This window comes from Bifidobacterium saimiriisciurei, assembly GCF_010667655.1.
GTDB lineage: Bacteria > Actinomycetota > Actinomycetes > Actinomycetales > Bifidobacteriaceae > Galliscardovia > Galliscardovia saimiriisciurei.
The window spans coordinates 75,331-98,880 of sequence record NZ_WHZU01000001.1 but is presented as its reverse complement, the minus strand read 5'-3'; the positions used below and the strand labels follow the sequence as shown (position 1 = coordinate 98,880).

Here is a 23,550-nt window from a genome sequence, read left to right as displayed (position 1 = left end):
GCCGAACGGCCCCGGCTCAGTTCTCGGCGAGCACCTCGACCCGCACCTTCTTGGAGCGCAGGAACGCGACGGCGTCGCGGATGTTGCGCTCGGGACCCTCGAACACGCCCACGATGCCGCCGATCGGGTACTTGCCCACGATCTGCACGTCGGCAAGCATGATGTTCACGTCGATGCCGAACTTGCGGGTGATCAGCGACACCAGGGGCTCCGAGACATCCTCGTGCACGTAGCGCAGACGGATGAGCTTCTGGCCGGGCCGTAGATCGACCACGGGGTCGTGGCCGGCGAGCAGCGCGTCGACCTTGCCAAGGCTGGAGACCGCCTCCATGAACACGCGGGTCTGGTCGGTCTGCGGGTCGGCGAGCACGGAGAACGTGCTGCCCTCCTCCACCACGAGGCCACGGTCGAGCACGACGATATGGTCGCAGATCTCCTTCACCGTGGCGATCTCGTGGGTGGCGAGCACCACCGTGGCGCCGGATTCACGGGCGAACTGCTGGATGAGGCGAAGAATCTCACGGCCTTCGATATGGTCCTGGGCGGCGGTGACCTCGTCGAACAGCAGGATCTTCGGGCTTGACGCGAACGCGCGGGCCACGGCGGCACGCTGCAGTTCGCCGCCGGAAAGCTGCGAGGGATGGGCGTCCCTCTGCGAGCGCAGGCTCACCTCGCGCAGCAGACGCAGGGCCTTGGCGCGGGCGGCCTCATCGGGACGGTCGGCGTCTTCGGCCTCTCCGGCGGCGATGGCCACGGATTCGAGCACGGTGCGTTCCTCGTCGAAGGCGGGGAACACGCCGGCCCGCGAGATCTGCGTGCGGAATCGGGCGAGCGCGGGCTTGCCGAGTTTCGCAAGATTCTCGCCAAGCACGGTGACGACGCCGGATGTGGGCGTCAGACGGCCGTCGATGAGTTTGAGCAGCGTGCTTTTGCCTGCGCCGCCAAGACCGATGACACCGTAGATGCCGCCCTGTTCGAAATGCAGGGTGACGTCCTTGAGCAGGGATTTCGGCCCGTCGGCCGTCAGCACCGTTTTGGTGACGTTGGAAAGGACTATCGCATCGTTCTCGACTGCATCGTGTTCTTCGGCCATCGGTCGCTACCTCCCCGCCGGGCCCGCCGCCGTGCTTCGCACCGGCCGACGGGCATACGCTGTTCCATACTGAATCCCAAGGGTATTGCACTTTTCCGACCGTTTCCAGCCTAGCGGCCGGAATGTCGGCGGGAACCGTCCCGGGATGCGTTCCGATAAACACCCACGGCGCCTGCAACCGCAACGTTTTACCGACGACGATATAAACGCGGGTTGTAGACGCCGATCAGATAATGCGAATCACACGTGGAGGACGACCTTGCCGAAGACGTCGCCGTCGAGGACCTTGCGGAACGCGACGTGCGCGTCGGCGAGCGCATACGTGGAGTCGATGACGGGATGGATGTCGGCGTGTTCGACGAATCGTAGCAGTCGGGCGAAGTCGTCGCGCGTGCCCATGGTGACGCCCTGTACGCGGATGTCCTGGAAGAACACGCGCGTCAGTTCGGCGCCGGGCTGGTCGCCGGTGGTGGCGCCGCAGACGGCGATGGTGCCGCCGGGGCGCACGGACTTGACGGAATGCGACCATGTGGCCGCGCCCACGGATTCGATGACGGCGTCGACCTTGCGCGGCAGACGCTCTCCCGGCCCGAACACGGCGTCGGCACCGATTTCGAGCGCCTTGGCGCGCTTCTCCTCGCTGCGGGAGGTTGCGAACACCTCGAGTCCGGCCGCATGGGCGAGCATGATGGCGGCGGTGGAGACGCCGCCGCCCGCGCCCTGCACGAGGATGGTGTCGCCGGGCTTGACGCCGGCTGCGGAGAACACGAGCGAGTAGGCGGTCAGCCAGCTGGTGCCGAGCGCCGCGGCCTCGTCCATGGTGAGGTTTGCGGGCTTGGCGAACACGTTGGCGCTGGGCACGGAGGTCTTTTCGGCCATGGTGCCGGCGTACTTCTCGGAGAGGATGGTGCGGCGCTCGCCGGGGGCCACGCCGTTGCCGTCGGTGCCGACGAACGTGTAGAGCACGACCTCCGCGCCGGCCTTGAGCCCCTTGCGCACGGGGATGTCGTCGTCGAGGACGCCGGCGGCGTCGGTGCCGAGGATCATCGGCGTCTGCTTGTCGGAGAGGCCGACGCCCTGCAGCGACCACAGGTCGTGGTGGTTCACGGTGGCGGATTTCACGGATATCGTGGACCAGTATTCGCGCGGCTGCGGTTCGGGCCGCTCCCCCACGGCCAGTACGGACATCGGATCGTCATGGTTCACGTTGCTTGCGTATACGGCCCTCATCGGCTCTCCTTTCGATTACGGCGGCACGGACACGGCCGGCCGCCGGTCCTATTGTGCGGCGAAGTCATGCGACGACACGAACGGACACGCGCGTCGCACGAATCTATACGAAGATGTTGGGGGTATTCACGGCAACCCGGATCATTCCGACGTGTTATCCGCTATGATTTCGCGGTTGGAACCTTCCCGCAGCGAGGATGACTATCGCAAAGGAGCACGATGAGCGATCTTCTGGCACATATCGACGGACCTGACGATCTGAAGCGTCTGTACGTGGTGCAGTTGCCTGCTCTCGCCGACGAGATCCGTGCCGCGCTGCTGCGGTATTGCGCGGCGAAGGGCGGTCATATCGGCTCCAACCTCGGCATGGTCGAGGCGACCATCGCCCTGCACTATGTGTTCGATTCGCCGCGCGACCGCATCGTCTTCGACGTCTCCCACCAAAGCTATGTGCATAAGATGCTGACCGGCCGCCGCCTCGCCTTCACCGACGAGACGCTGTTCGGTTCGGCGACGGGATTCACGAATCCCGACGAAAGCGAACACGATTCGTTCGTGCTGGGGCATACGGGCACGTCGGTCTCGCTGGCGTGCGGCATGGCGAAGGCGCGTGACCTCATGGGCGGAAGGAACAACGTGATCGCGGTGATCGGCGACGGGTCGCTGTCGAGCGCGGTGGCGTTCGAGGGACTGAACGAGGCCGCGGAGCTGAACGGCAATCTCATCATCGTGTTCAACGACAACGAGATGTCGATCGCCGAGAACCATGGCGGCATGTATGCGGGATTGGCGGAATTGCGTGCGACGAACGGAACGTCGCCGCACAATCTGTTCCGTGATATGGGATTGGACTACCGGTATGTGGCGGACGGCAACGATACGTCCGCCCTCGTGCAGGCGTTCGAAGATGTGAAGGACTGCGACCACGCGACGGTCGTGCATATCCATACGTTGAAGGGCAAGGGGCTCGACGCCGCCGAGGAGGGGCGCGTGGAGAGCAATCACTGGCATAACCCCGTTCCGGCGGCCGAGGCCGCGCCGGCGAGGCCGAATGCGAGGAAGACGTACGGCGGCATGGCGATGGATGCGCTGGCCGCACGATTCGACGCGGAGCCCGGCCTGGTGGTCATCTCGCCGGCGACGCCCGGCTCGAACGGCATCACACGTCAGTGGCGTGCGGCGGCCGGACGGCATTACATCGACACCGGCATCACCGAGGAGCATGCGGTGACGTTCGCGGCGGGCATCGCCCGGGCGGGCGGCACGCCGGTGCTGGCGACGAGCGCCACGTTCTTCCAGCGCGCCTACGACGAGATTCATCAGGAGTTCGCGCTGAACAACGTGCCGGGCACGCTGCTGGTGTTCTCGGGCGGCATCTCCGGCACCGACAACACGCATTCGGGCGCCGGCGACGTGGTGATGTTCGGCAATGTGCCGGGATTGACGTGTCTGGCGCCGACGAGCGGCGAGGAGATGCTGCGGATGCTGGCGTGGGCGACCGGCGACGCGCGGCGGCCGGTGGCGATCCGTATGCCGGGCGAGGCGGTGCTCGCCGGCGAGCGCGGCGGAGAGTATCCGCGGTTCGTTGCGACCACTGCGGAATCCGCCGGCGCGCAGTCCGATGTTGCGCAGTCCGATGTTGCGCAGTCCGATGTTGCGCAGTCCGATGTTGCGCAGACCGATGACGGCGCTATGACGAAGGCCGATAACGGGAAGGCCGGCGATGCTGCCGCCGCGGCCGGCGGAACGGCCGGCAGGTCGCGCGGGGCCGGCGAGGTGTCGGTCGACGACATCGCGGCGGCGTCGGTCGCCGGCGACCCGTGGGCGCGGTATACGGTCACGAGGGCCGGCTCGCAGGTGGCGATTCTTGGTCTTGGCAATGCGTATCCGTTGGCCGAGAAGGCCGCCGCGTCGTTGGACGACGCCGGCGTGCGGGCCACGGTCATCGACCCGCATCAGTATTCGACGATCGACACGGCCACGTTGGACGTGCTGCGCGAACGGCACACGGTGGTGGTCACCGTCGAGGACGGCCAGCTGGAAGGCGGCTGGGGCGGCAAGATCGCCTCGTATTACGGAGATTCCCCGATGCGCGTGCTGAACTTCGGAGCGCGTAAGGAGGTCACGGACCGTATTCCGTTGGACGCGCTATGCAAGCGCTACCGGCTCACCGCCGCCGATATCGCCGACGCGGCGCTGAAGGCGTTACACGGCTGACATACGGTCCGTCAATCCCGAAATCCGCGATTTACGGTGCTTTATGGTCGTTTTTCGGCGAAAAAACGACCATAAAGCACCGTAAATTACCGGAAACGGGTTTTTGCGCCGGATTACGGCCGCCAGCGGGAGCCATGTGAGCAAACGGTCAGCGGCCAAGCAGGCCGGAGATCTGGCCGACGATGTCGACGGGCAGGCCCACCTGTTCGGCGATGGCGCCCAGGTCGACCCCGCCCGCAGCATCGCTCACGGCCTGGCCGGCGCCTTCGGCGAGGCCGGCGCCCTGCTCCTGGATCATGCCGGCGACGTCGGCGATCTGGTCGGCGGGGATGTTCTCCGTGGCCAGCGTCTGCAGTTCGCCCAGCTGGTCGGCGTTCAGCGTGTCGCCGACGACGTTCTGGATCTCGCCGAGCTGGTCGGCGTTGAAGTGCTCGCCGATCACGGCCGGCAGGTCGGTGATCGAGCCGAGGTCGAACGTCTGGCCGCCGAGCGCGTCGCCGATGGCGCCTTGCACCCCGTTGGCGGCGTCGCCGAGTACGTTGCCGGCCGCGTCGCCGAGCACGCCCGAGGCAAGGTCGCGAAGACTATCGAACAATCCCATGATGATTCCCTTCTATGAACGGCGAACCGGCCGTCCATCCGTTCCTCCACTGTAACGGATGGACGGCCGGTTTGCCGAGAGATGACGCGGATGGCCTGCAACGGAATCATTCGACGGCACGGGCCATCCTCCGTCGGGCAATCACTCGCCGGCGTCGATGGCGCGCAGCACGTTGATCATCTCGATGGCGCCGAGCGCGCAGTCGAAGCCCTTGTTGCCGGCCTTGGTGCCGGCGCGTTCGATGGCCTGCTCGATGTTCTCGGTGGTGATGACGCCGAACAGCACCGGGGTGTCGGTGCCGAGCGACACCTGCGCGATGCCCTTGGCGGTCTCGTTGCACACGAGGTCGTAGTGGGAGGTGCTGCCGCGGATGATGGCGCCGAGGCAGATCACGGCGTCGTAGCGGCCGGTGGCGGTCATGCGCTTGGCGGCGATGGGGATCTCGAACGAGCCGGGCACCCACGCCACGTCGATGTTCTCGTCGTCGACGCCGTGGCGACGCAGTCCGTCCTGTGCGCCGGAGAGCAGTTTCGACGTGATGAACTCGTTGAATCGGGCGACGACGATGCCCACGCGAATCGGCTTGGCGTCGGTTCCGGCGGCCGGCGTAGCGCCGGCGACGAGCTGTCCTTCGAATACGGTCATGTCAGTTCTCCTTTGCGGTGGTGTTCAGGGCGCCGAGCAGGTGCCCCATGCGGTGTTGTTTGGTGGACAGGTAGTTCGCGTCGAATTCGTTCGGCGCGATGATCAGCGGCACGCGGGAGTCGATGGCGATGCCGGCGGCCTTGAGCTGGCTGATCTTGTCGGGGTTGTTGGTCATGAGGTCGATGGAGCCGATGCCGAGGTCGTCGAGGATCGCGGCGGCGGTCTCGTATTCGCGGGCGTCGGCGGGGAATCCGAGCTCGAGGTTGGCGTCGAGCGTGTCGAAGCCCTGCTCCTGCAGCTCGTACGTGCGCAGTTTGTTGAGCAGGCCGATGCCACGGCCCTCCTGGCTGAGGTAGAGCAGCACGCCGCGGCCTCGTTCGGCGATGCGACGCATGGCTTCGTGCAGCTGGGGGCCGCAGTCGCAGCGTTCGGAGCCGAACACGTCGCCGGTCAGGCACTGCGAATGGATGCGGCAGAGCACCGGTTCCGTGACCGTACCGGCACCGCCCGTCGCGGCGGCGAGGATGTCGTCGCCCATGACCAGCGCCACGTGTTCGCCGCCGTCCTCGGATTCGTAGCCGAACATGGTGAAGCGGCCATGCTCGGTGGGCAGCGTCACCTGGGCCACGCGGCGGACCGTGTGCGGGAACTCGTGCGCGCGGCGGTACTGCTGGAGCTGGGCGATGGTGATGTAGGTCAGGCCATGCTCCTCGGCGAACGCCTTGAGGTCGCCGCGGCGCATCATGGTGCCGTCGGCCTTCATCATCTCGCAGCACAGGCCGCACGGCTCGAGTCCGGCGAGGCGAGCCAGGTCCACGGTGGCCTCGGTGTGGCCGTTGCGTTCGAGCACGCCGCCCGGGCGGGCGACCAGCGGGAACATGTGGCCGGGCCTGCGGAAGTCGGCGGGCTTGGCGTCCGGGTCGATGCAGGCCATGGCGGTCACGGAACGGTCGCGGGCGCTGATGCCGGTGGACGTGGTCACATGGTCGATGGAGACGGTGAACGCGGTGTGGTGGTTGTCGGTGTTGTCGGCGCACATGGGCGGCAGGTCGAGACGCCGCGCCAGTTCGGCGGTCATCGGCGTGCAGATGAGGCCGCGGCCGTGCGTGGCCATGAACGCGATGTTCTTCGGCGTGGCGAAGCGTGCCGCGCAGATGAGGTCGCCCTCGTTCTCGCGGCCCTCGTCGTCGGCCACGACGACGATGCGGCCGGCGGCGATGTCGCGCACCGCCTGAGCGACGGGGTCGAGCGCGGTGGATTCGGTGCCCTTGTTGATGTCGGTCATGATGGTTTTCCTTTGCTCTAGAACCCGTGTTGGGCGAGGAATGATTCGGTGATGGTCGCGGGATGGGAGCCGCCGCCGGAAGCGGCCGATCCGGCATCGCCGGCCGCCGTGCCGCCGCCCATGCCGAGCAGCCGGGCCACGTATTTGGCGATGGGGTCGGTTTCGAGGTTCACCACGTCTCCGACCTTGCGTTCGGGCAGCACGGTGTTCGCGGCCGTATGCGGGATGATGGCCACGCCGAACGTGCGCTCGTCGGCGAAGGTGACCGTCAGGCTGATGCCCTCGATGGCGATGGATCCCTTTTCGGCGATGAACCGCATGAGCTCGCGCGGCGCGCGAATCGTGTATACGGTGGCGATGCCGTCGGGGCGTATCGATTCGATGACGCCGGTGCCGTCGATGTGGCCGGAGACGATGTGGCCGTCGAACCGTCCGTCGGCCGGCATGGCGCGTTCCACGTCCACACGGCTGCCGCGGCGCAGGCCGCCGAGACTCGAACGGCGCAGCGTCTCGTGCATCACGTCGGCGGTGAACGACGTGCCGTGCAACGCCGTGACGGTGAGGCATACGCCGTTGACGGCGATGCTGTCGCCGATGCGCGTGTGGTCGTCGACCACGACATCCGACGATACGGTGAGCTTGGCGAAATCCGCGCCCTGGACCACCGACTCCACGACGCCGAGGTCCTCAACGATTCCCGTGAACATGGTCTTCCCCCTCTTCGGCACTGTCATCGGCGTCGGACGGCTCGCTGCCGTCGTTGTCGTCGTTGTCGTATCGGACGAGGCCTTCGATGAGCAGGTCGTCGCCCAACGTTTCGACCGTCGTGTTCGTCAGGCGGAAGCAGTCGGCGGGCGTTTCGACGCCGTCGCCGCCGACCGGCGTCGGCGCGCTTGCCCCGCCGAAGATCTTCGGCGCCACATAGGCGTCGATTTTCGTGACGATGCGCGCGCGCAGTGCAGCCCATGCCAGCGACGCGCCGCCTTCGACGATCACGCTGTCGATGCCGCGCGAGCCGAGCACGGTGGCCAACGCGTTCACGTCGACGTGCCCGGCGGCGTCGGCGTCAATGGTGAGCACCTCGCAGCCGGCGTCGGCGTAGGGTTTCGCGGCCGGCTCGTTCCACGGCACGCAGGTGGCGATGATGGTCGGCACGTCGTGCGCGGTGCGCACGAGGGCCGAGTCGAGCGGCGTGCGCAGGCGGCTGTCGCAGACGATGCGGAGGGGATTGTGGCCGGTGGTCTCGCGGCCGTCGCCGGCATCGCCGTCGCCAAGTCGGCAGGTGAGCTGTGGGTCGTCGGCGATCACGGTGCCGACGCCGACCATGATGGCGGCGAACCTGCCGCGGTCCTCGTGCACGCGATGGCGGGCCGCCTCGCCGGTGATCCACCGCGAGGCGCCGGTCCGCGTGGCGATCTTGCCGTCGGCGGTCATGGCGTACTTGAGCAGCACGAACGGTTTGTGGGAAACGATGTAGTGCATGAAGATCTCGTTGAGCGCGTCGCATTCGTCACGCAGCACGTCTTCGGTGACCTCGATGCCGGCCTCGCGCAGCTGGCGGATGCCCTTGCCGGCGACGAGCGGATTCGGGTCGGCCGAGCCGACGACCACGCGCGCGATCCCGGCGTCGATGAGTGCCTGCGAGCACGGCGGCTGCTTGCCCTGATGGCAGCAGGGCTCCAACGTGACGTAGATGGTGGCGCCGCGCACGTCGACACCGTCGCGCTTCGCCGCCTCGAGTGCGGCGCGTTCGGCATGCCATCCGCCGAAGTGATCGTGATGGCCGACGGCGATGATGCGGCCGTCACGTACGATGACCGCACCGACCATGGGGTTGGGATTGACCTTTCCCGCGCCCTTTTTCGCGTGGCTCAGCGCCACGGACATGTAATCCCTATCGTCCACGTCTCCCCTTTCACCGCGATAGAGCATGTCCAGGGTTTCACGTGGCGACGGCGCATTCGTCGGGTCTCGTCGCACATCCGTTGCGATGTTCTCGCCGCCGATAACAAAAATCCCCGAATTCCGTTGGAATTCAGGGCTGCGTTATGACGATGGCGATGGACAGTGCGGATATGCACGAACATATACCGGCCTCGCATCGGCCCAACGGCCGTTCGGCCGCGCCGATGCGTCGACCGTGCCGACGCCGTCGCATTCTTCTTCCATCCAGACTATGACTGTCGGTACCGGAGTCCCACCGGTTCACGAGCGCTTTCGCTCCCACATGTTCAACGCGAACGCCGACGGCCGTTGCCGGCCGGATGGCGGTTCGCACCTGCATGCTCGCGGACTATACCGCCGATCGGGAATTTCACCCTGCCCTGAAGATGCGTGTTCAATTGTCGGTTCCGATTGAAGCGCCCGTCGCCGACAAACGCGACCGCATCACGCCCCAATCTCGAATAGTGGATATCACCATTGTTGATAACACCTTCAATATCGCCGGAATCTCAACGAAAATCCACGTTCGTCAACATTCCTCTAAAACCATATTGTGGCGAATCTCCAAGCGGATATCCGTCGGGCCGCAAACGACGACAAACAGGAACCGAATACCCTGTAATGGTTCCCATTCGTTGGGGAATTTACGACGGATGGGAGCCGGGCTTTCCCTGCGGTTCCCGTTTGTTCGCGGAAACACAACCAACAGGAACCGGACACGTTCCACGGTTCCTCTTCGTTCGTAAAACCACAACGGACAGGAACCGAACGCCCTCCATGGTTCCCGTTCGTTTACGACCCGACAACGAATGGGAACCGAACGCGTTCCACGGTTCCTTTTCGTCGTATGAGGACGGAGCTACGACGATGTTGGTAGTATGTCGGTCGGAGATTTGAATTCTTGCAGGGGCTACGACCGCGCGGATGAACGCGGCCGTCCGTAATCGGCTTGGTTCGGCATCCCGTCCGGCGCACGGCGACCGGCTTCGGCCGCATCCGCCCGCCGGCGCACCACGATGAATGGCTGACAACAACAAGAACACCGAGGGGACACTGTGTCGGAAGAATCACAGCACGCCGCGTCCATGACGGCGGACACGGCATCGACCAAGAACACCACGAACGAAACGCACGGCATGAGCTACATACCCATCGTCATCATGATGGTCGGCAGCTTCACCGCCATCCTCAACCAGACGCTGATGACGTCGGCGCTGCCGCATCTCATGCGCGAATTCGACATCACCAGCAACACGGCGCAATGGCTGAGCACCGGATTCATGCTCACCAACGGCATCATGATCCCGATCACCGCGTTCCTGATCCAGAGGTTCACCACACGGCAGCTGTTCTTCTATGCGATCGGCATGTTCCTGTTCGGCACGGTCGTATGCACGGCGGCGCCCGGATTCGCCGTGCTGCTGCTGGGCCGCATTCTGCAGGCCACTGGCGCGGGCATCCTTATGCCGCTGCTGCAGACGGTGCTGTTCCTTACGTTCCCGCCGGAGAAGCGCGGCACGGCGATGGGCTGGTTCGGCCTGGTGATCGCGTTCGCGCCGGCGCTCGGGCCGACGCTTTCCGGCCTGATCATCGACTTCCTGCCGTGGCGGTTCCTGTTCGTGCCGCTTATCGTCATCGCAGTCGCCGTGCTGGCGGCCGCCGTTCCGACGGTGCGCAACGTCACCAGGCAGACCGACCCGAGCATCGACATCGCGTCGGTCGTTCTGTCGACGATGGGATTCGGCGGTGTGCTGCTGGGATTCAGCCTCGCCGGCCAGGACGGCTGGACGGCGCCGGAGACGCTGGGCTCGATCGCCGTGGGCGCGGTGTCGTTGGCGGCGTTCATTCTTCGGCAGTTGCGCCTGAAGCAGCCGATGCTGAACTTCCGCGTGTTCGCCCGTCCGATGTTCAGCCTGTCGATGGCCGTGGTCGTTCTGGTGTTCGTCACGTTCATCACGTCGATGAACATCCTGCCGATGTTCATCCAGAATTCGCTGGGTATGACGGCCCTGCAGTCCGGCCTGCTGCTCATGGGCGGCGGCGTGGCCGAGGGCGTGTTCAACCCCATCGCCGGACGTCTGTTCGACAAGGTGGGCATCCGGCGTCTTGCCCCGCCGGCCATCGCCGTCGTGGCCGTGGCGGCGTTCGCGCTGTCGCGCATGCACGCGGACACGCCGGCGTGGTATCCGGCCGTGTTCTTCACGTTGATGATGGCCGGTGTGGCGTTCTGCCTCATGCCGCTGACCACCACGGCGCTGAACCAGCTGACCGGCCCGCTCATCCCCCATGGCACGGCGATGAACAACACGCTGCGGCAGACCATGGCCGCCATCGTCATCGCCTTGTATTTCACGGTGATGACGACGAACACGCTGCCCGCATCGGTGGCCGGCTCGGGGGAGGCCGGCCTGGCGCATGGCGTGGATGCGGTGTTCGTCGTCTCGACCGTGGTGTCCTGCGTGGCGTTCGTGCTGTCGCTGTTCGTGCGGGATGGAAGGCGGAAGTAGACGATTACCGCTTCTTGCCGCCGGCCATGCGGAAGGGGGCGGCCTTCTTGCGATGACGGTGGAATCCACCCGACTTGGCGTTGCCGCCGCGCTGCTGCGAACCGCCGCGCGCGGAGGAGCCGCCGTTCTTGCCGCGTCGGCGTTCCTCGCCGTTGCGCGCCACGGCGCCGCGTTTGCCGCCGCCACGGTTGTCGATGCCGCGCCTTGCGGAATCACGCTTGCCGGAGTCACGACGGGATTCCGATTCATCACGGGATTCGGCGGCAGCCGCTCCCCTGTTCCGAGAGCGTGAACGGCGTCCGGTTCCCGCAGGCTTCTGCGGCGCCGGCTTGGGCAGCTCCCAGCCATTGACGAGCGGGGCATGCTCGCCGACCAGCTCCTCCACCTCGGGCGAGGTGGGCGTGACCTCCACGGAGGCGATGCGCAGGCCGGCGCGGCGCATCATCTGCCGCACCTCCTTCTCCTGACCGGGCAGCACGAGCGTGACCACGTCGCCGGAATGGCCGGCGCGAGCGGTGCGGCCGGAACGATGCAGGAACGACTTGGGGTCGGCCGGCGGCTCGACCTGCACCACGAGCTCCACGCCGCTGATGTCCACGCCGCGCGCGGCCACGTCGGTGGCCACGAGCACGCGTACGTCGCCGTTGCTGAACGCGGCGAGATGGCGGTCGCGCTGGTTCTGCGAAAGATTGCCCTGCAGGTCGACGGCGGGAATGCCGGCCTTCACCAGTTTGGCGGCCATCTTCTTCGCCTGGTACTTGGTGCGGGTGAACAGGATGCGCTTGCCCATGCCCGAGGCCAGCTGGCGCACCAGCTCATGCTTGTTGCCCTGCGTGACGACGAACACGTGATGCGTCATCTCGTCCACATGCGATTCGGCGGAATCCACGGCGTGCACGCGCGCGTTCTTCAGGAAGCGCTTCACCAGCCCGTCTACACCGTGGTCGAGCGTGGCGGAGAACAGCATGTGCTGGCTGTGCGGATCGATCTTGCCCAGCAGTCGGGTCACTGCGGGGAGGAAGCCCATGTCGGCCATCTCGTCGGCCTCGTCGAGCACGGCGATGCGCACGGATTCCAACGACAGCAGGCCCTGGCCAAGCAGGTCCTCGAGACGTCCGGGGCAGGCCACGACGATATCGGCTCCGTTGCGCAACGCCGTCACCTGTCGGCTCTGCTTCACGCCGCCGTAGATGGTGACGGTCGTCAACCCGTAGGCATCGGCCAGCGGACGAATCACCTCGTCGATCTGGTTGACGAGTTCGCGCGTGGGGGCGAGCACCAGGCCGCGCGGATGCGGCAGCCGCGCATCCGACGCGGCTCCCCCGCGGTTACGGATGCGCCTGAAGTCACGCATGGCGGCGGCGCCGGACGAGCGTTCGCCGCCAAGACGGGCGACCAGGGGGATGGAGAACGCAAGCGTCTTGCCCGACCCGGTCTTGCCGCGGCCGAGCAGGTCACGGCCGGCGAGGGAATCGGCCAGGGTATCGGCCTGGATGGGGAACGCCGTGGTCTTGCCGTCGGCGGCGAGCACACGCACCAGCGGCTTCGGCACGCCCAATTCGGCGAACGAGACGGCGGCGGGCGCGTCGTCGTCCGTCTTGCCTCCCATATCATCCATATCGTCCGGATGGTCCATATCATCCGAGCGGTCATCAAAATCGGTCGTCACATCGTCAACGTCGTCAATATCAATATGCTTCGGCACAGCAGCCTTTCAACGGGAATTCAAGCCGGAATCCGCCGGCTTGCAGTGAAAACAAACGTCCATAAGCGTACCGGAGCGTGTGGAGAAGCGGCTACACCATCAGGTCGTCGATGGAGGGCTGGAAGAGCACGGCGTGAGGATTGCTCACCTTGAGAATCGACCGCTCGCCCAACGTGAGCGTGCCGCCGATCGACGAGCGCTCGGTGCGGACGACCGCGTTGAGCCGGTCGCCGTTCTTGAACGAGATCTCGCCGCGGTCCCATTGCGCGAGGAACCGCCGGTCGGCGATGCGCGCATAGAACTTCTGGTCGCCGTCCTTGAACCGCCATTTGTCGGAGCTGAACTGGATGGTGTCGATCTGCAGCTGACGGGTCTCGATAAGCGGCTTGTGCACCTCGACCAGGTCGTCCACGTCGCGCAGGGCACGGGCCACGCCGGACGGGATGTCCAGCGATCCGCCGGAATCGGGCGCGCAGACCGTCACCATGTCCACGTCGATGCTGGCGAACGAGCCGAACGCGCGGCCGAGGTACTTCGCGAGGCGAATGGATTTCGACGCCACATAGGCCTCATGGTCCACGACGACGGGCGTGGCCTGCTCCGCGAACGTCACCTCCACGCCGTCCTCCGTCATGACCGCACGCTCCGACGAGTTCGGCATCGGGTCCCCGGTGGTGAGCACGCGCGCCTTGAAGATGCCGATGGTCTCGATGAATCCGACGGCGATGTCCGTCACGTCGGTCACATCGGCCATGCCGCGCCCGGACCCGCCACCGGCGTCGGGCGCGGCGGCCCGCGCGATGGCGACCGGCTCGCCGAGCAGCACCAGCGACGCGACGAACGCCCCTCTCCTCGGCCGCATGGAGTCGGCGACGGCGTCGAGGTTCATCAGCGGCAGCACGATGTTGCGGTATTCGCCCACGGCGTCGGTGAATCCGCTGAGCGACGCCGCCAGCGACCTGATGTTCAACGACCGCGAGCGCGCCGCGTTGCCGGAGTATCGCAGTTCGATCGCCGTTCTGGTCTGATGCTCCATGAGTCCGCTCCTTTGTGCCGTATGTTCCATACGATATCTCACGAACACGCGTCGTTCCGGTAATGCATCGCCCGCTGTGCACGCGTTATAGTGGCAGGGATACATCGGCGTAGTTTCACGAAGGGGACGGCATGGCGATCAATGCGAGCGAGAAGCCGCTCGGCAAGGTGTTTTCCACGGATTATCAGTTCGTCATCCCGGCCTTCCAGCGCGCGTATTCGTGGCGGGTCGAGCATATGCTGCAGCTAGTCGACGACCTGCGCGACGCCTCTGAACATCCCGACCATCCGTATTTCCTCGGTTCGCTGATTCTGGTGGGCGACGGCGACCCGAACAACCGGCTGTTCCAGGTGATCGACGGCCAGCAGCGCCTTACGTCGCTGACCATCATCATCGCCATCCTGCGGGCCATGGAGAAGGACCATGATCTGTCCGACAATCTCAATGCGCTGATTCTCGAGGAGGGCAACCGTCTGTTCGGCCGTGCGGCCGAACCGAGGCTGACCCTGCGCGAGCGTGACGCGGAGTTCTTCCGCGACTATGTGCAGGAGGGCAATCTGGAGGGCCTGTTCGATCTTCGCGACACCGACCTGGAGTCGAACGCGCAGCGCAACATCATGCAGAACACGAAGGCGGCGTATGATGCGCTGTCGTCGCTGACCGACGACGAGCGCCGGTATTTCGCCTCGTATCTGGTGAGCAACGTGCTCATGATCATCGTGACGACGAACGACCTGGCCGGCGCGCACCGCATCTTCGATGTGATGAACATGCGAGGCATGCCGCTGACGCCGTCGGATGTGCTTAAGGCGAAGGCGATCTCGGCGATCGACATCGCGGACCGCGACTACTACGGCAGGCGTTGGGACAATGCTGTCGATCCGTTGGGAGACAACGTCGAGACGTTCTTCAACGACCTGCTGCTGGGCATTTCGCCGAAGAAGTCGCACCGCATGATCCTCGACGGCTTCCAGTCGAAGGCATTCGACGCGTATCTGGAGAAGAACACGGCCGTGGAGTTCATCAACAACATCCTCGTGCCGTATGCGACGGCGTGGAACATCCTCGGCCAGCCGCACGCGTATGACCTGCCGCAGGAGGTGTCGGAATGGCTGGTGCGGCTTGACGACTTCCCGACGACGGAATGGAAGTCGGTGGCGATCTGGGCGTTGGTCAACATCGGGCGGGTCGGCGTGCTCGGAGCGAACGGCTCGGCGAGCGCGACGAACGACGCGGATACGGCGGCGACGTCCGCGAGGAACGACGCGGGCGCGAACGCAGGCCCGCAAGGCGGACGGCATTCCGCGCGGCATTCGCGCGTTCCGCAGACCATCACGTTCGAGGAGAAGGACCAGGAGCAGCTGGTGAAGGTGCTGCGCGCGCTGGAACGCGTGACCGGCGTCGACAATCTCGGCAAGGCGTCGTCGTCGCAGCGTCGCCAGCGTGTGGTGCAGATCCTCAAGGACCTCGACCATGGCCGCAAGCTGAAGAAGTCGACCGGGTTCAGCGTGAGCGACGAGGACCGCAAGACCGCTCTGGCCCGTCTGCGCGGCGAGATGCAGATGAACGACACGATGAAGAAGGTGCTGCTGCTGCGCGCCAACGACGTGAGGAACGGCTCGCCCGTGGTCCGTCCTCGCAGCGTCAACGTGGTGCGAATCCTGCCGGAGAGGATCGGCCCGAACTCGTCGTTCGTCACCTGGCCGGAGGCGACGCGCGACCATTGGACGGACCGCATCGGCAACATGGTGCTGTCGGCGGCAAACGAACAGCAGCTGGCCGACGTCGACAGCTTCACGCCGCGTATGGAGCGCATCACCGAGGCTCCCCGTTCCCGTCGGTTCCCGCTGACCGCCGAACTCACATCGGTGACGGGCATGACGCCCGATGTGCTGGAGCGCCGTCAGAACGAGATCGTGCAGCTGCTTGCCGAATACTGGCGGATTCGTTTCGACGCCGACGACGTGGATCTGACGTCGGTGAGCGAGGAGACGCTGTCCCGAGGGGCCCGACGGGTTTCGCAGGGCTCGCGGCGCATCACCATCATGCAGGTGATCGACGCAGGACTGCTCGTCCCCGGCGAGAAGCTGGTGTGGAAACGTCCGCGCCTGGGGCAGGAATGGTATGCCACGGTGACGAACGACGGCAGGCTCGAACTTGAGGACGGTTCCGTGCATGCCACGCCCACGGCGGCGGCGCGTGCGGCCAGCGGCAAGGCGGCGGGGGCCGCGCTCAACGTGTGGAAGCGGGTCTCCAACGGGCAGAAGCTCAGCGACGTATGGCAGACGTATCGTCTGAGCACGCTGAAGTAAATAACGTAAGGAACATAGAAAAGAAGAAACGAAAAAAGAGGAAGATATACGGACGCCGTTGGCCGTATCTCCGATCGATAAGGTCTGGTCCTCGAATCAGAGAAGACCGAATGACTCATGCCAGCCGATGCCTGCGGGCATCATGACCGGCGACGGATCACTTGTCCTCTTCGATCTGACGGGCGACGTAGCGCATGGTCTCGAGCATGTCCTTGTTGACGTAATCCATGCTGGAGAAGCTGGCCATCGCGAGACCCTCCTGGAATGCCTTTGCGAACTTCATGATGAACCTCCTTGATTGGTTTTCCTTGTTGCGATTGTCAATCTAGGAGGCGGGCATTACGGATGCAACGGTTTTCCATTCGTTGCACAATTCCTTCGCGATTATTGTGCGTCAGCGCACATTAGGTCGTTCCAATGGCGGTTTTCCGAAGTGGATTGCGGCTTTTGCCGCTTTTGCAGGCCTTCTGCAAAAGCGGCGCAGAAGGCCGGCAGCCGAAGGAAGGCGATGCGACGGCCTATTTTCTTCCCAGTTCGAGGCGGCTGCGATGCTGCCGCACGAGGTCGACGGAGTATACGGCCAGGGCCAGCCAGATCACGCCGAACGATATGAACCGGTGGGCGGGCACCTGCTCGCCGAGCACGACGATGCCGAGCAGCAGCTGGATGGTGGGCGTGATGTACTGGGTGAAGCTCAGCATGAGGAACGTCGCGTGCTTGACGCCGTACGAGGTGAGCACCAACGGCACGGCGGTGAGCACGCCGCATCCGGCGAGCAGCGCCCACACATGCCATGGGGCGTCGGCGGGCACGCCGAACCTCGGCTGCACGGCCAGGGCGATGAACGCCACCGGCGTGAGCACGCCGGTCTCGAACGTCAGCGATTCGAAGGCGTCGAGCGGCACGAAGCGTTTGATGAGACAGTATCCGCTGTAGCTGAACACCATGGCGAGGGCGAGACCGGGGAACCTGCCGGTGTCGATGACGTAGAGGATGCCGCCGATGAGCGCGATGAGCATGGACGCGATGCCGAGCGCGCTGGTCCTCTCGCGCAGGAGAAGCAGTGCGAGCATCATGTTGACGAGCGGGATGAGGAAGCCGGCGGCGCTGGCCTCGGACGTGTGGCCGATGGAGACGAGATAGATGTAGACGACCCAGTCGATGGTGACGAGCACGGCGGCGAGCACGGACATCCAGAACACGCGACGCGTGCGCCACATGGCCTTCACATGGGCCACGAGCCCGCCCCAGCGGCCGGTGACCAGCATGAACAGCACCATGACCACGGCCGCGGTGACGATGCGGTAGAGCATCACGTTCATGGAGGACACGCTGTCGAGCGCCGCCCAATACAGGGGGAACATGCCGTATACGAGCGCCGACGCGATGGTGGCCGCCACGCCGTGCGGGGTCTGCTTCACTTCTTCAACCGCTTTCTTCACCCCACGATGATACCGCGAGGCCGCGCTCCGGCGGCCGCGGACGGCCTGCCGACGGCAACGCGCGGCGGAGCCGTCCGCACGGCACGGCGACATGCCCCACCGGTGAACAACGGCATAACTCTCGTCGATGCGATGACCCCTCCCCGAGCTTCGGGGGCATAATGCAAGGAGGGAATCATCGTCAACGAAGAGGAAGCCTGCCGTATGAGGACGCTACGGAACCGAACCATCATGTTGATCGTGGCGATGCTGTCGCTGCTCGCCTACACCGTCATCCGCTTCACATGGCTGGTCTCCTCCGGAATCGGCGGACAGATGACCCTCGCCGATATCGTATGGATGCTCGGCCTCATCGTGGTGGTCGCGATCTGCATCTACTACACCGTCAGGAACATCAGACTCCTCAGGCGGGGAGTCACCACGGCACGGGGCATCATATGGATGTTCAACGAGATCCATTCGACGGATTCGGACGGCGACCCGACGACCCGTTTCGAATACACGATCCGGCTCGAACGCGGCGACACCCTCAAATTCGCCGAACTGCCGGTCTACGGCCGCATCGAACGCCTCATGAAGACGCCGGGCACGCATATCATCCTGCGATGGATCGAAGACACCGACATCATCGACCTCATCGAGCCGGACCCCGGGTATCCGCAGCCCAATCCCTATGACGTGGTCGAAGAGCGACGGGGAGACAACGCCAACAGGAGCGCCGGCAGCGGCAACGCCAGCAACAATAGGAACGACGATGCCGACAAGCACTACACCGTCGTACGACGCATGGCGACGTCCCAGGAACACGAATGGCGGACCTCGCATATGTCGTCCATGCCATACGGTGCGACGACCATGCCGTATATGGCGCCGGCGGCGCAGGGGACGGACGGCGGCAACGGCAACGCCGACGACGATGCCGCATGGTACGACGCGAAGCGCCGGTATGCGGTGCTGCTCAATCCGCCGACGATGCTGTTCTTCTTCGGTCTGGTGGCCCTTACCGGATATCAGTTGGGAACGATGTCGCCGTTCGGCGTAGAGCGTGTGATGCAGGATGCGGTGGTGTTCGTCAGCGCGCTGGTCTTCGCGGTCTGGATGATCATCCACATGCTGGTGCAGGGGCCCAGCCTGGCCCACGACGACATATACCGGCACGAACCGCGGCAGGTGCGCTCGCGCCTGCTGCGCCGCAACATCGTACGGCACTGCATCGGCATCGTGGTCTTTCTGGCCATCGGCCTTTCGGGATTGTCCGGCGTGTTCGGCACGTTGCAGCAGGGACCCGTCACGAAGCCGGTGACGTTCAGCAGCTTCGCGCATCATACGGAGACCGATGACGACGACGATGAGACCGAATACGCCGATTTCACGTTCACCGACGCCCTAGGCGAGGAGATCGGCATCAGCGTGGAATCATCCCACGAGGAATACATTCTTCGCCAGACCGGGGAGAGGACCGGACGCGGATTGGTGCTGACCTACTGGGATCTCGGCCACGGCAACTACGCCTACGACCACGCCAGGCCCAACGCCACGACGGAATGAGACCAGCCCAGACAGAACCCGTCCGGCACCCGACTAGTGCAGCAGGGCGAGCAGATCGTCGCGGGTGAGGGCGGATATGGCGTTGCCCGACGACGACGCGGCGTCCACGAACCGTGAGGCGAGGTCGGTCTTGCCATGCTGCAGGTTCAGGATGCGTTCCTCAATGGTGTCCTTGGCCACGATCTGATACACGTTCACGTCCTGCGTCTGTCCGATGCGATGGGCACGGTCGGTGGCCTGGTCCTGTGCGGCGGCGTTCCACCATGGGTCGGCGTGCACGACCACACAGGCGCCGGTGAGGTTGAGCCCCGTGTTGCCTGCCTTGAGCGAGATAAGGAACACGGGGGTGGCGTCGGCGTTGAAGGCGTCCACGAGTTCGAGCCGTCGCTTCTTCGGCGTGGCGCCGGTGATGATGTCGTAGGCGACGTCGTCGCGGCGCAATCGTTCGGCTATCAGATCCAGATAGCTCGTGAACTGGGAGAAGATGAGCATCTTGCGTCCGGCGTCGCGGCACGAGAGCACAAGCTCCTCGATGGCATCGAGCTTGGCGGATTTCGGCGGCCTCGCGGATTTCGCGGCCTTCACGGCGCCGCCCGCCGCCACGGCCGTCGCATCCTTCGACGCCACGTCCGCCGAGCCGTCGTCCTGTGGCAGGTCGGAGCCGTAGTTCGCGTACAGCAGCCGTGGATCGCAGCAGGCCTGGCGCAGCCTGGTCAGCTGGGCAAGCACCTGAATCCGGCCCGCATTGAAGTCCACGTCCTTCTGCTTGTTCAATGTGGCGCGCAGACGTTGCTCGAGCGCCGCATACAGTCGCCGCTGCTCGCCCTCCAGCCGCACGGTGATGACGTTCTCTATCTTCTCCGGCAGGTCCTTCAGCACGTCGGCCTTGCGGCGGCGCAGGATGAACGGGCCGACGAACGCCTGAAGCCTGGCCTGCGCCTTCTCGTCACCGCTCAATACGGGCATTTCGAAGCGCTCGCGGAAGTGCGCGTACGAGCCGAACATGCCGGGCATGAGGAAGTCGAAGATGCTCCACAGTTCGGCGAGCCGGTTCTCTATCGGCGTGCCGGTGAGCGCGAACCGGTGACGGGCTGCGATCGCGCGCACGGCCTTCGACGATTTGGTCGCGTGGTTCTTCACATACTGGGCCTCGTCCAACACCATGCAGCAGCATTCGATGCCGTCGTAGTCGGCGATGTCGCGGCGCAGCAGGTCGTATGACGTGATGAGCACGTCGGGGACGGAGGAATCGCCGGACTTCCCACCGCCGCGCGCCGTTTCGAGCATCCGCCGCCGTTCGGCCTTCGTTCCGGCCACGACCTCGACCGACAGCTCCGGCGCGAACTTCGCGCATTCGGCGGCCCAGTTGTAGACCAGCGACGCCGGACAGACGATGAGGTTCGGCCCGACGGTGCGGAATTCGTCGCGTCGGGCGACGAGCAGCGACAGCAGCTGCACGGTCTTGCCCAGGCCCATCTCGTCGGCGAGGATGCCGCCGAAGCCCTTGTCGCATACGGCGCTGAGCCAACGGAATCCCTCGACCTGATACGGGCGAAGCGTCGCGGCCAACGATTGCGGCACGGCGTACGAGGCCGGGTCGATGACCTTCAGATCGTTCACGTAGTCGCGGAATCGTTCGTCCTTGTCGTCGTCGGCGACCTGATGGTCGAGATAATAGGCCTCGTATGACGGCACCGCGACGCCTGCCGCCAGTTCCTCGGGCTTGAGTCCCAGGTCGGCGGCGATGTCGTCGATGGCCGCCGTGTTCACATCATGCAGGTTCACGAACGCACCGTTCGACAGGCGATGATATTTGCGGCGGCGTCGGTATCCGGCGAGCAGCGCGGGCACATCCTTGGGATCGATTTCGTCGGCGATCGGCGATATCTCCACCAGATCGGATTTCAGCGACAGACCGACCCTGATGACCGGATGGCTTACGGCGGTCAGGCCGTCGAACGCGGGTGTGGAGAACACGTCGCCGAGGTCGCGCAGCACGGGCAGCCCTTCGGTGAGCAGCCGCCATATGGCGTCGTCGTCGGATTCGGGAATGCGGGCGATGAGACCTTCCGGCCGGGGGAAGTAGTGCAATGCCGCCTCGACGGCAAGGCGTTCGGCGTCGCGGTCGCGCATCGCGTCATGCGGGCCGATGCCGGCGAACACGTCGAACCGGTCGTCGCCGTAGCGGGCCTTCATCTCGCAGCTGACGCCATGCAGGTCGCGGTCAAGATAGATTTCGATGCGGCATGGCAGGCGTCTGCGCCGCGCCAGCTCGTCCGGCAGACGCATGGGGATGCCATTGCCGTGGCCTTCATCTCGCGACGAATCCTGCGGCGCGACGGCGTTCGCGGCGCCGTCGGTGTCGGCCGGATCCGCCGCGTCGCCTCGTACGGGCGTGACGTAGGGCAGCACCGTCGCGGCGAATATATCCACGTCGTCGGGACCGAGATAGAGTCCATCGGCGTCGTTGTCGTCGCATAGCACGTCGATGACGCGACGATTCTCCACGAACCGACGGCTGCACCGGTGGATCACCGGAATCCCGCCGTCGATGTCGTCCGCCGACGCGCGGACGATGACGAAACTGCTCTGCTGGCCGATTATCAACGCCTCCGCGTTCATGCGATGCCGTATAACATAGCCGCCACCGTGGCCGACGACGGCACCGGACGCGGCGGAGCCGCCGTCATCGGTGCCGACACCGTCGGAGCCGTCGATGCGTTCGACCGACAATCCCATATCGGGGTCGCCGTCCACGACGGATGCATCCATGGCCGCCGCATAATACCCTGCGGGCGCGTAATCGATGGTCTGCCCCGAATCCACGTACAGATCGAGCAGATCCGCGATTTCGGCGTCGGTGAGCAGCATCTCGGAGGACTGCGGCTTACGGCTTCGGTAGCCGCCGCGATATCCGCCGCGGCGGCCGACGGACGCGCCGCCGACGGATTCGATGCCGGCGCGGATATCCGCCGCCCTGCGCAATATGCCGATGACGGCGCGTGAACGTTCGTCGAAGGCGTCCAGCGTATGCGTGAACGCGAGTTTCTTGCCGTAGACCACGTACTGCCGCCATTGGATGGCGCGCAGCAGGGCGTCAATGTCCTTGACGACGTATGCGATGCCACGGCTCGGCACGATGATATGCAGCCGCATCAGCCATCCATTGCCACGCTCCGATTTGCCGATGCCGGGCCGGAGCGCAACACTGCCCACCGGCATATGCTGTTCGAGCGTGGCGATTCCGACGGCGCCTTTTCGGCCGGCGGCACCGACGGCGTCGTCCGAATCGGCGAGCGCGCTGACCTGCTTGAGAAGGTCGACCTGCCGTTCCTGTGCCTCCTGACGCCGACGCATCTCCTCCTGCTGCATGAACGACTGCAGCATTCGGGACGTTCTGCGGCGGCGCAACGTCATGCCGCCCGCCTCCGTGCCGCCCGGTGCGTCCTGATCGAAGGATTCGGGCGAATCGTTGTATTGCATGATGAGCGCGATGATGTGCTTGCATGCGGAACCGTAGCGACCATAGGCGGGACATGAGCACGAGGAGTCGAGCACGCGGCCGTGGGATTCGTCCAGTGTCGCTCGCACACGATAGGACGCGCTTCCCGAGGAGCTGGAGACCAAGGCGGTCAGCGTGGTGGTGGAGTCTCGGCCGACGGTGCAGGCCAGCGCATGCATCCGTCCGCCGGAGATGACGTCGTAGGCGCGGTAGAAGGCCGATCCGCCGAGTACACGCAGCACATGCTCGGGAATGGCCTCGTCCTGATGGCCGTATGCGGCGCCTTCGCCTTCGGCGGCATCGTCGTAGCCGTAGCCTCCGTCGTAGCCGAAATCGTCGTCGGCGTCGTAGCCGGAGATATCACCGTAACCGGCGCCGAACGACGAGCCGCCTCCAAATGACGAGCCGCCGCCTCGGCCGCCATACACGCGCGTCCGCCAGTCGTCCGCCATCACCGCCGCCTTTCGTTCTCCCGCTCATAGT

At 65.2% G+C, this 23,550-nt stretch carries 16 protein-coding genes and 1 riboswitch; of the genes, 4 read left to right on the top strand and 12 right to left on the bottom strand.

Annotation, left to right across the window (positions count from 1 at the left end):
- Positions 1-16 precede the first annotated feature (16 nt).
- Positions 17-1,093 (bottom strand): ATP-binding cassette domain-containing protein, encoded by a 1,077-nt coding sequence (locus GFD18_RS00375; protein ID WP_163200091.1) that lies wholly within the window; start codon positions 1,091-1,093, stop codon positions 17-19.
- A 240-nt stretch (positions 1,094-1,333) separates the two neighbouring features.
- Positions 1,334-2,323 carry a zinc-binding dehydrogenase gene (locus tag GFD18_RS00370; protein ID WP_163200092.1) on the bottom strand — a complete coding sequence of 330 codons (990 nt, stop codon included), beginning with the start codon at positions 2,321-2,323 and terminating at the stop codon, positions 1,334-1,336.
- A gap of 219 nt (positions 2,324-2,542) precedes the next feature.
- On the opposite strand from GFD18_RS00370, the gene GFD18_RS00365 reads away from it, so the two are divergent.
- Positions 2,543-4,540: a 1-deoxy-D-xylulose-5-phosphate synthase gene (locus GFD18_RS00365; protein ID WP_163200093.1), complete on the top strand. Its 1,998-nt coding sequence runs from the start codon at positions 2,543-2,545 to the stop codon at positions 4,538-4,540.
- A gap of 148 nt (positions 4,541-4,688) precedes the next feature.
- Here GFD18_RS00365 and GFD18_RS10975 read toward each other — a convergent pair whose 3' ends face one another.
- From GFD18_RS10975 to ribD, 5 genes are all read right to left on the bottom strand, one after another.
- Complete coding sequence (locus GFD18_RS10975) at positions 4,689-5,141, bottom strand: hypothetical protein (protein WP_225432820.1); 453 nt, start codon at positions 5,139-5,141, stop codon at positions 4,689-4,691.
- Between the two features lie 141 nt (positions 5,142-5,282).
- The gene (gene ribH / locus GFD18_RS00350) at positions 5,283-5,786 is read right to left on the bottom strand and encodes a 6,7-dimethyl-8-ribityllumazine synthase (protein WP_163200094.1); all 504 of its coding nucleotides are present in this window, start codon (positions 5,784-5,786) and stop codon (positions 5,283-5,285) included.
- A 1-nt stretch (position 5,787) separates the two neighbouring features.
- Entirely contained in the window at positions 5,788-7,071 is a 1,284-nt protein-coding gene (locus GFD18_RS00345) for a bifunctional 3,4-dihydroxy-2-butanone-4-phosphate synthase/GTP cyclohydrolase II (RefSeq protein WP_163200095.1), read from the bottom strand.
- 17 nt (positions 7,072-7,088) lie between these two features.
- Positions 7,089-7,778: a riboflavin synthase gene (locus tag GFD18_RS00340; protein WP_100509910.1), complete on the bottom strand. Its 690-nt coding sequence runs from the start codon at positions 7,776-7,778 to the stop codon at positions 7,089-7,091.
- A complete protein-coding gene (ribD, locus tag GFD18_RS00335) occupies positions 7,759-8,976 on the bottom strand; it encodes a bifunctional diaminohydroxyphosphoribosylaminopyrimidine deaminase/5-amino-6-(5-phosphoribosylamino)uracil reductase RibD (protein WP_100509911.1) in 1,218 nt (405 codons plus the stop codon). The genes GFD18_RS00340 and ribD overlap by 20 nt, the downstream gene beginning before the upstream one ends.
- A gap of 247 nt (positions 8,977-9,223) precedes the next feature.
- Positions 9,224-9,407: riboswitch (FMN riboswitch) on the bottom strand.
- Between the two features lie 663 nt (positions 9,408-10,070).
- Between ribD and GFD18_RS00330 the strand changes: the two genes are divergently transcribed.
- Positions 10,071-11,522: an MDR family MFS transporter gene (locus GFD18_RS00330; RefSeq protein WP_204313999.1), complete on the top strand. Its 1,452-nt coding sequence runs from the start codon at positions 10,071-10,073 to the stop codon at positions 11,520-11,522.
- Between the two features lie 4 nt (positions 11,523-11,526).
- Here GFD18_RS00330 and GFD18_RS00325 read toward each other — a convergent pair whose 3' ends face one another.
- The gene (locus tag GFD18_RS00325) at positions 11,527-13,158 is read right to left on the bottom strand and encodes a DEAD/DEAH box helicase (RefSeq protein ID WP_163200190.1); all 1,632 of its coding nucleotides are present in this window, start codon (positions 13,156-13,158) and stop codon (positions 11,527-11,529) included.
- Between the two features lie 160 nt (positions 13,159-13,318).
- Positions 13,319-14,263 (bottom strand): hypothetical protein, encoded by a 945-nt coding sequence (locus GFD18_RS00320; RefSeq protein WP_163200096.1) that lies wholly within the window; start codon positions 14,261-14,263, stop codon positions 13,319-13,321.
- 131 nt (positions 14,264-14,394) lie between these two features.
- Between GFD18_RS00320 and GFD18_RS00315 the strand changes: the two genes are divergently transcribed.
- The gene (locus GFD18_RS00315) at positions 14,395-16,575 is read left to right on the top strand and encodes a GmrSD restriction endonuclease domain-containing protein (protein ID WP_100509913.1); all 2,181 of its coding nucleotides are present in this window, start codon (positions 14,395-14,397) and stop codon (positions 16,573-16,575) included.
- A gap of 157 nt (positions 16,576-16,732) precedes the next feature.
- On the opposite strand, the gene GFD18_RS11205 is transcribed toward GFD18_RS00315, so the two are convergent.
- Together GFD18_RS11205 and GFD18_RS00310 are read right to left on the bottom strand one after the other, a co-directional pair.
- Entirely contained in the window at positions 16,733-16,858 is a 126-nt protein-coding gene (locus GFD18_RS11205) for a hypothetical protein (protein ID WP_263863963.1), read from the bottom strand.
- 235 nt (positions 16,859-17,093) lie between these two features.
- Positions 17,094-17,996 (bottom strand): EamA family transporter, encoded by a 903-nt coding sequence (locus tag GFD18_RS00310; RefSeq protein ID WP_163200097.1) that lies wholly within the window; start codon positions 17,994-17,996, stop codon positions 17,094-17,096.
- A gap of 252 nt (positions 17,997-18,248) precedes the next feature.
- On the opposite strand from GFD18_RS00310, the gene GFD18_RS00305 reads away from it, so the two are divergent.
- Complete coding sequence (locus GFD18_RS00305; RefSeq protein WP_133119498.1) at positions 18,249-19,565, top strand: hypothetical protein; 1,317 nt, start codon at positions 18,249-18,251, stop codon at positions 19,563-19,565.
- Between the two features lie 33 nt (positions 19,566-19,598).
- Here GFD18_RS00305 and GFD18_RS00300 read toward each other — a convergent pair whose 3' ends face one another.
- Positions 19,599-23,519 carry a DEAD/DEAH box helicase gene (locus GFD18_RS00300; protein ID WP_225432819.1) on the bottom strand — a complete coding sequence of 1,307 codons (3,921 nt, stop codon included), beginning with the start codon at positions 23,517-23,519 and terminating at the stop codon, positions 19,599-19,601.
- Positions 23,520-23,550 lie beyond the last annotated feature (31 nt).

Bases quoted from the DNA above. Each gene is read 5' to 3' on its own strand.
- GFD18_RS00325 (WP_163200190.1), bottom strand. From the start codon at position 13,158: ATGGACCATCCGGACGATATGGATGATATGGGAGGCAAGACGGACGAC.
- GFD18_RS00340 (WP_100509910.1), bottom strand. From the start codon at position 7,778: ATGTTCACGGGAATCGTTGAGGACCTCGGCGTCGTGGAGTCGGTGGTC.
- GFD18_RS00320 (WP_163200096.1), bottom strand. From the start codon at position 14,263: ATGGAGCATCAGACCAGAACGGCGATCGAACTGCGATACTCCGGCAAC.
- GFD18_RS10975 (WP_225432820.1), bottom strand. From the start codon at position 5,141: ATGGGATTGTTCGATAGTCTTCGCGACCTTGCCTCGGGCGTGCTCGGC.
- GFD18_RS00375 (WP_163200091.1), bottom strand. From the start codon at position 1,093: ATGGCCGAAGAACACGATGCAGTCGAGAACGATGCGATAGTCCTTTCC.
- GFD18_RS00365 (WP_163200093.1), top strand. From the start codon at position 2,543: ATGAGCGATCTTCTGGCACATATCGACGGACCTGACGATCTGAAGCGT.
- ribH (WP_163200094.1), bottom strand. From the start codon at position 5,786: ATGACCGTATTCGAAGGACAGCTCGTCGCCGGCGCTACGCCGGCCGCC.
- GFD18_RS00300 (WP_225432819.1), bottom strand. From the start codon at position 23,519: ATGGCGGACGACTGGCGGACGCGCGTGTATGGCGGCCGAGGCGGCGGC.
- GFD18_RS00305 (WP_133119498.1), top strand. From the start codon at position 18,249: ATGTTGATCGTGGCGATGCTGTCGCTGCTCGCCTACACCGTCATCCGC.
- GFD18_RS00370 (WP_163200092.1), bottom strand. From the start codon at position 2,323: ATGAGGGCCGTATACGCAAGCAACGTGAACCATGACGATCCGATGTCC.
- GFD18_RS11205 (WP_263863963.1), bottom strand. From the start codon at position 16,858: ATGAAGTTCGCAAAGGCATTCCAGGAGGGTCTCGCGATGGCCAGCTTC.
- GFD18_RS00315 (WP_100509913.1), top strand. From the start codon at position 14,395: ATGGCGATCAATGCGAGCGAGAAGCCGCTCGGCAAGGTGTTTTCCACG.
- GFD18_RS00345 (WP_163200095.1), bottom strand. From the start codon at position 7,071: ATGACCGACATCAACAAGGGCACCGAATCCACCGCGCTCGACCCCGTC.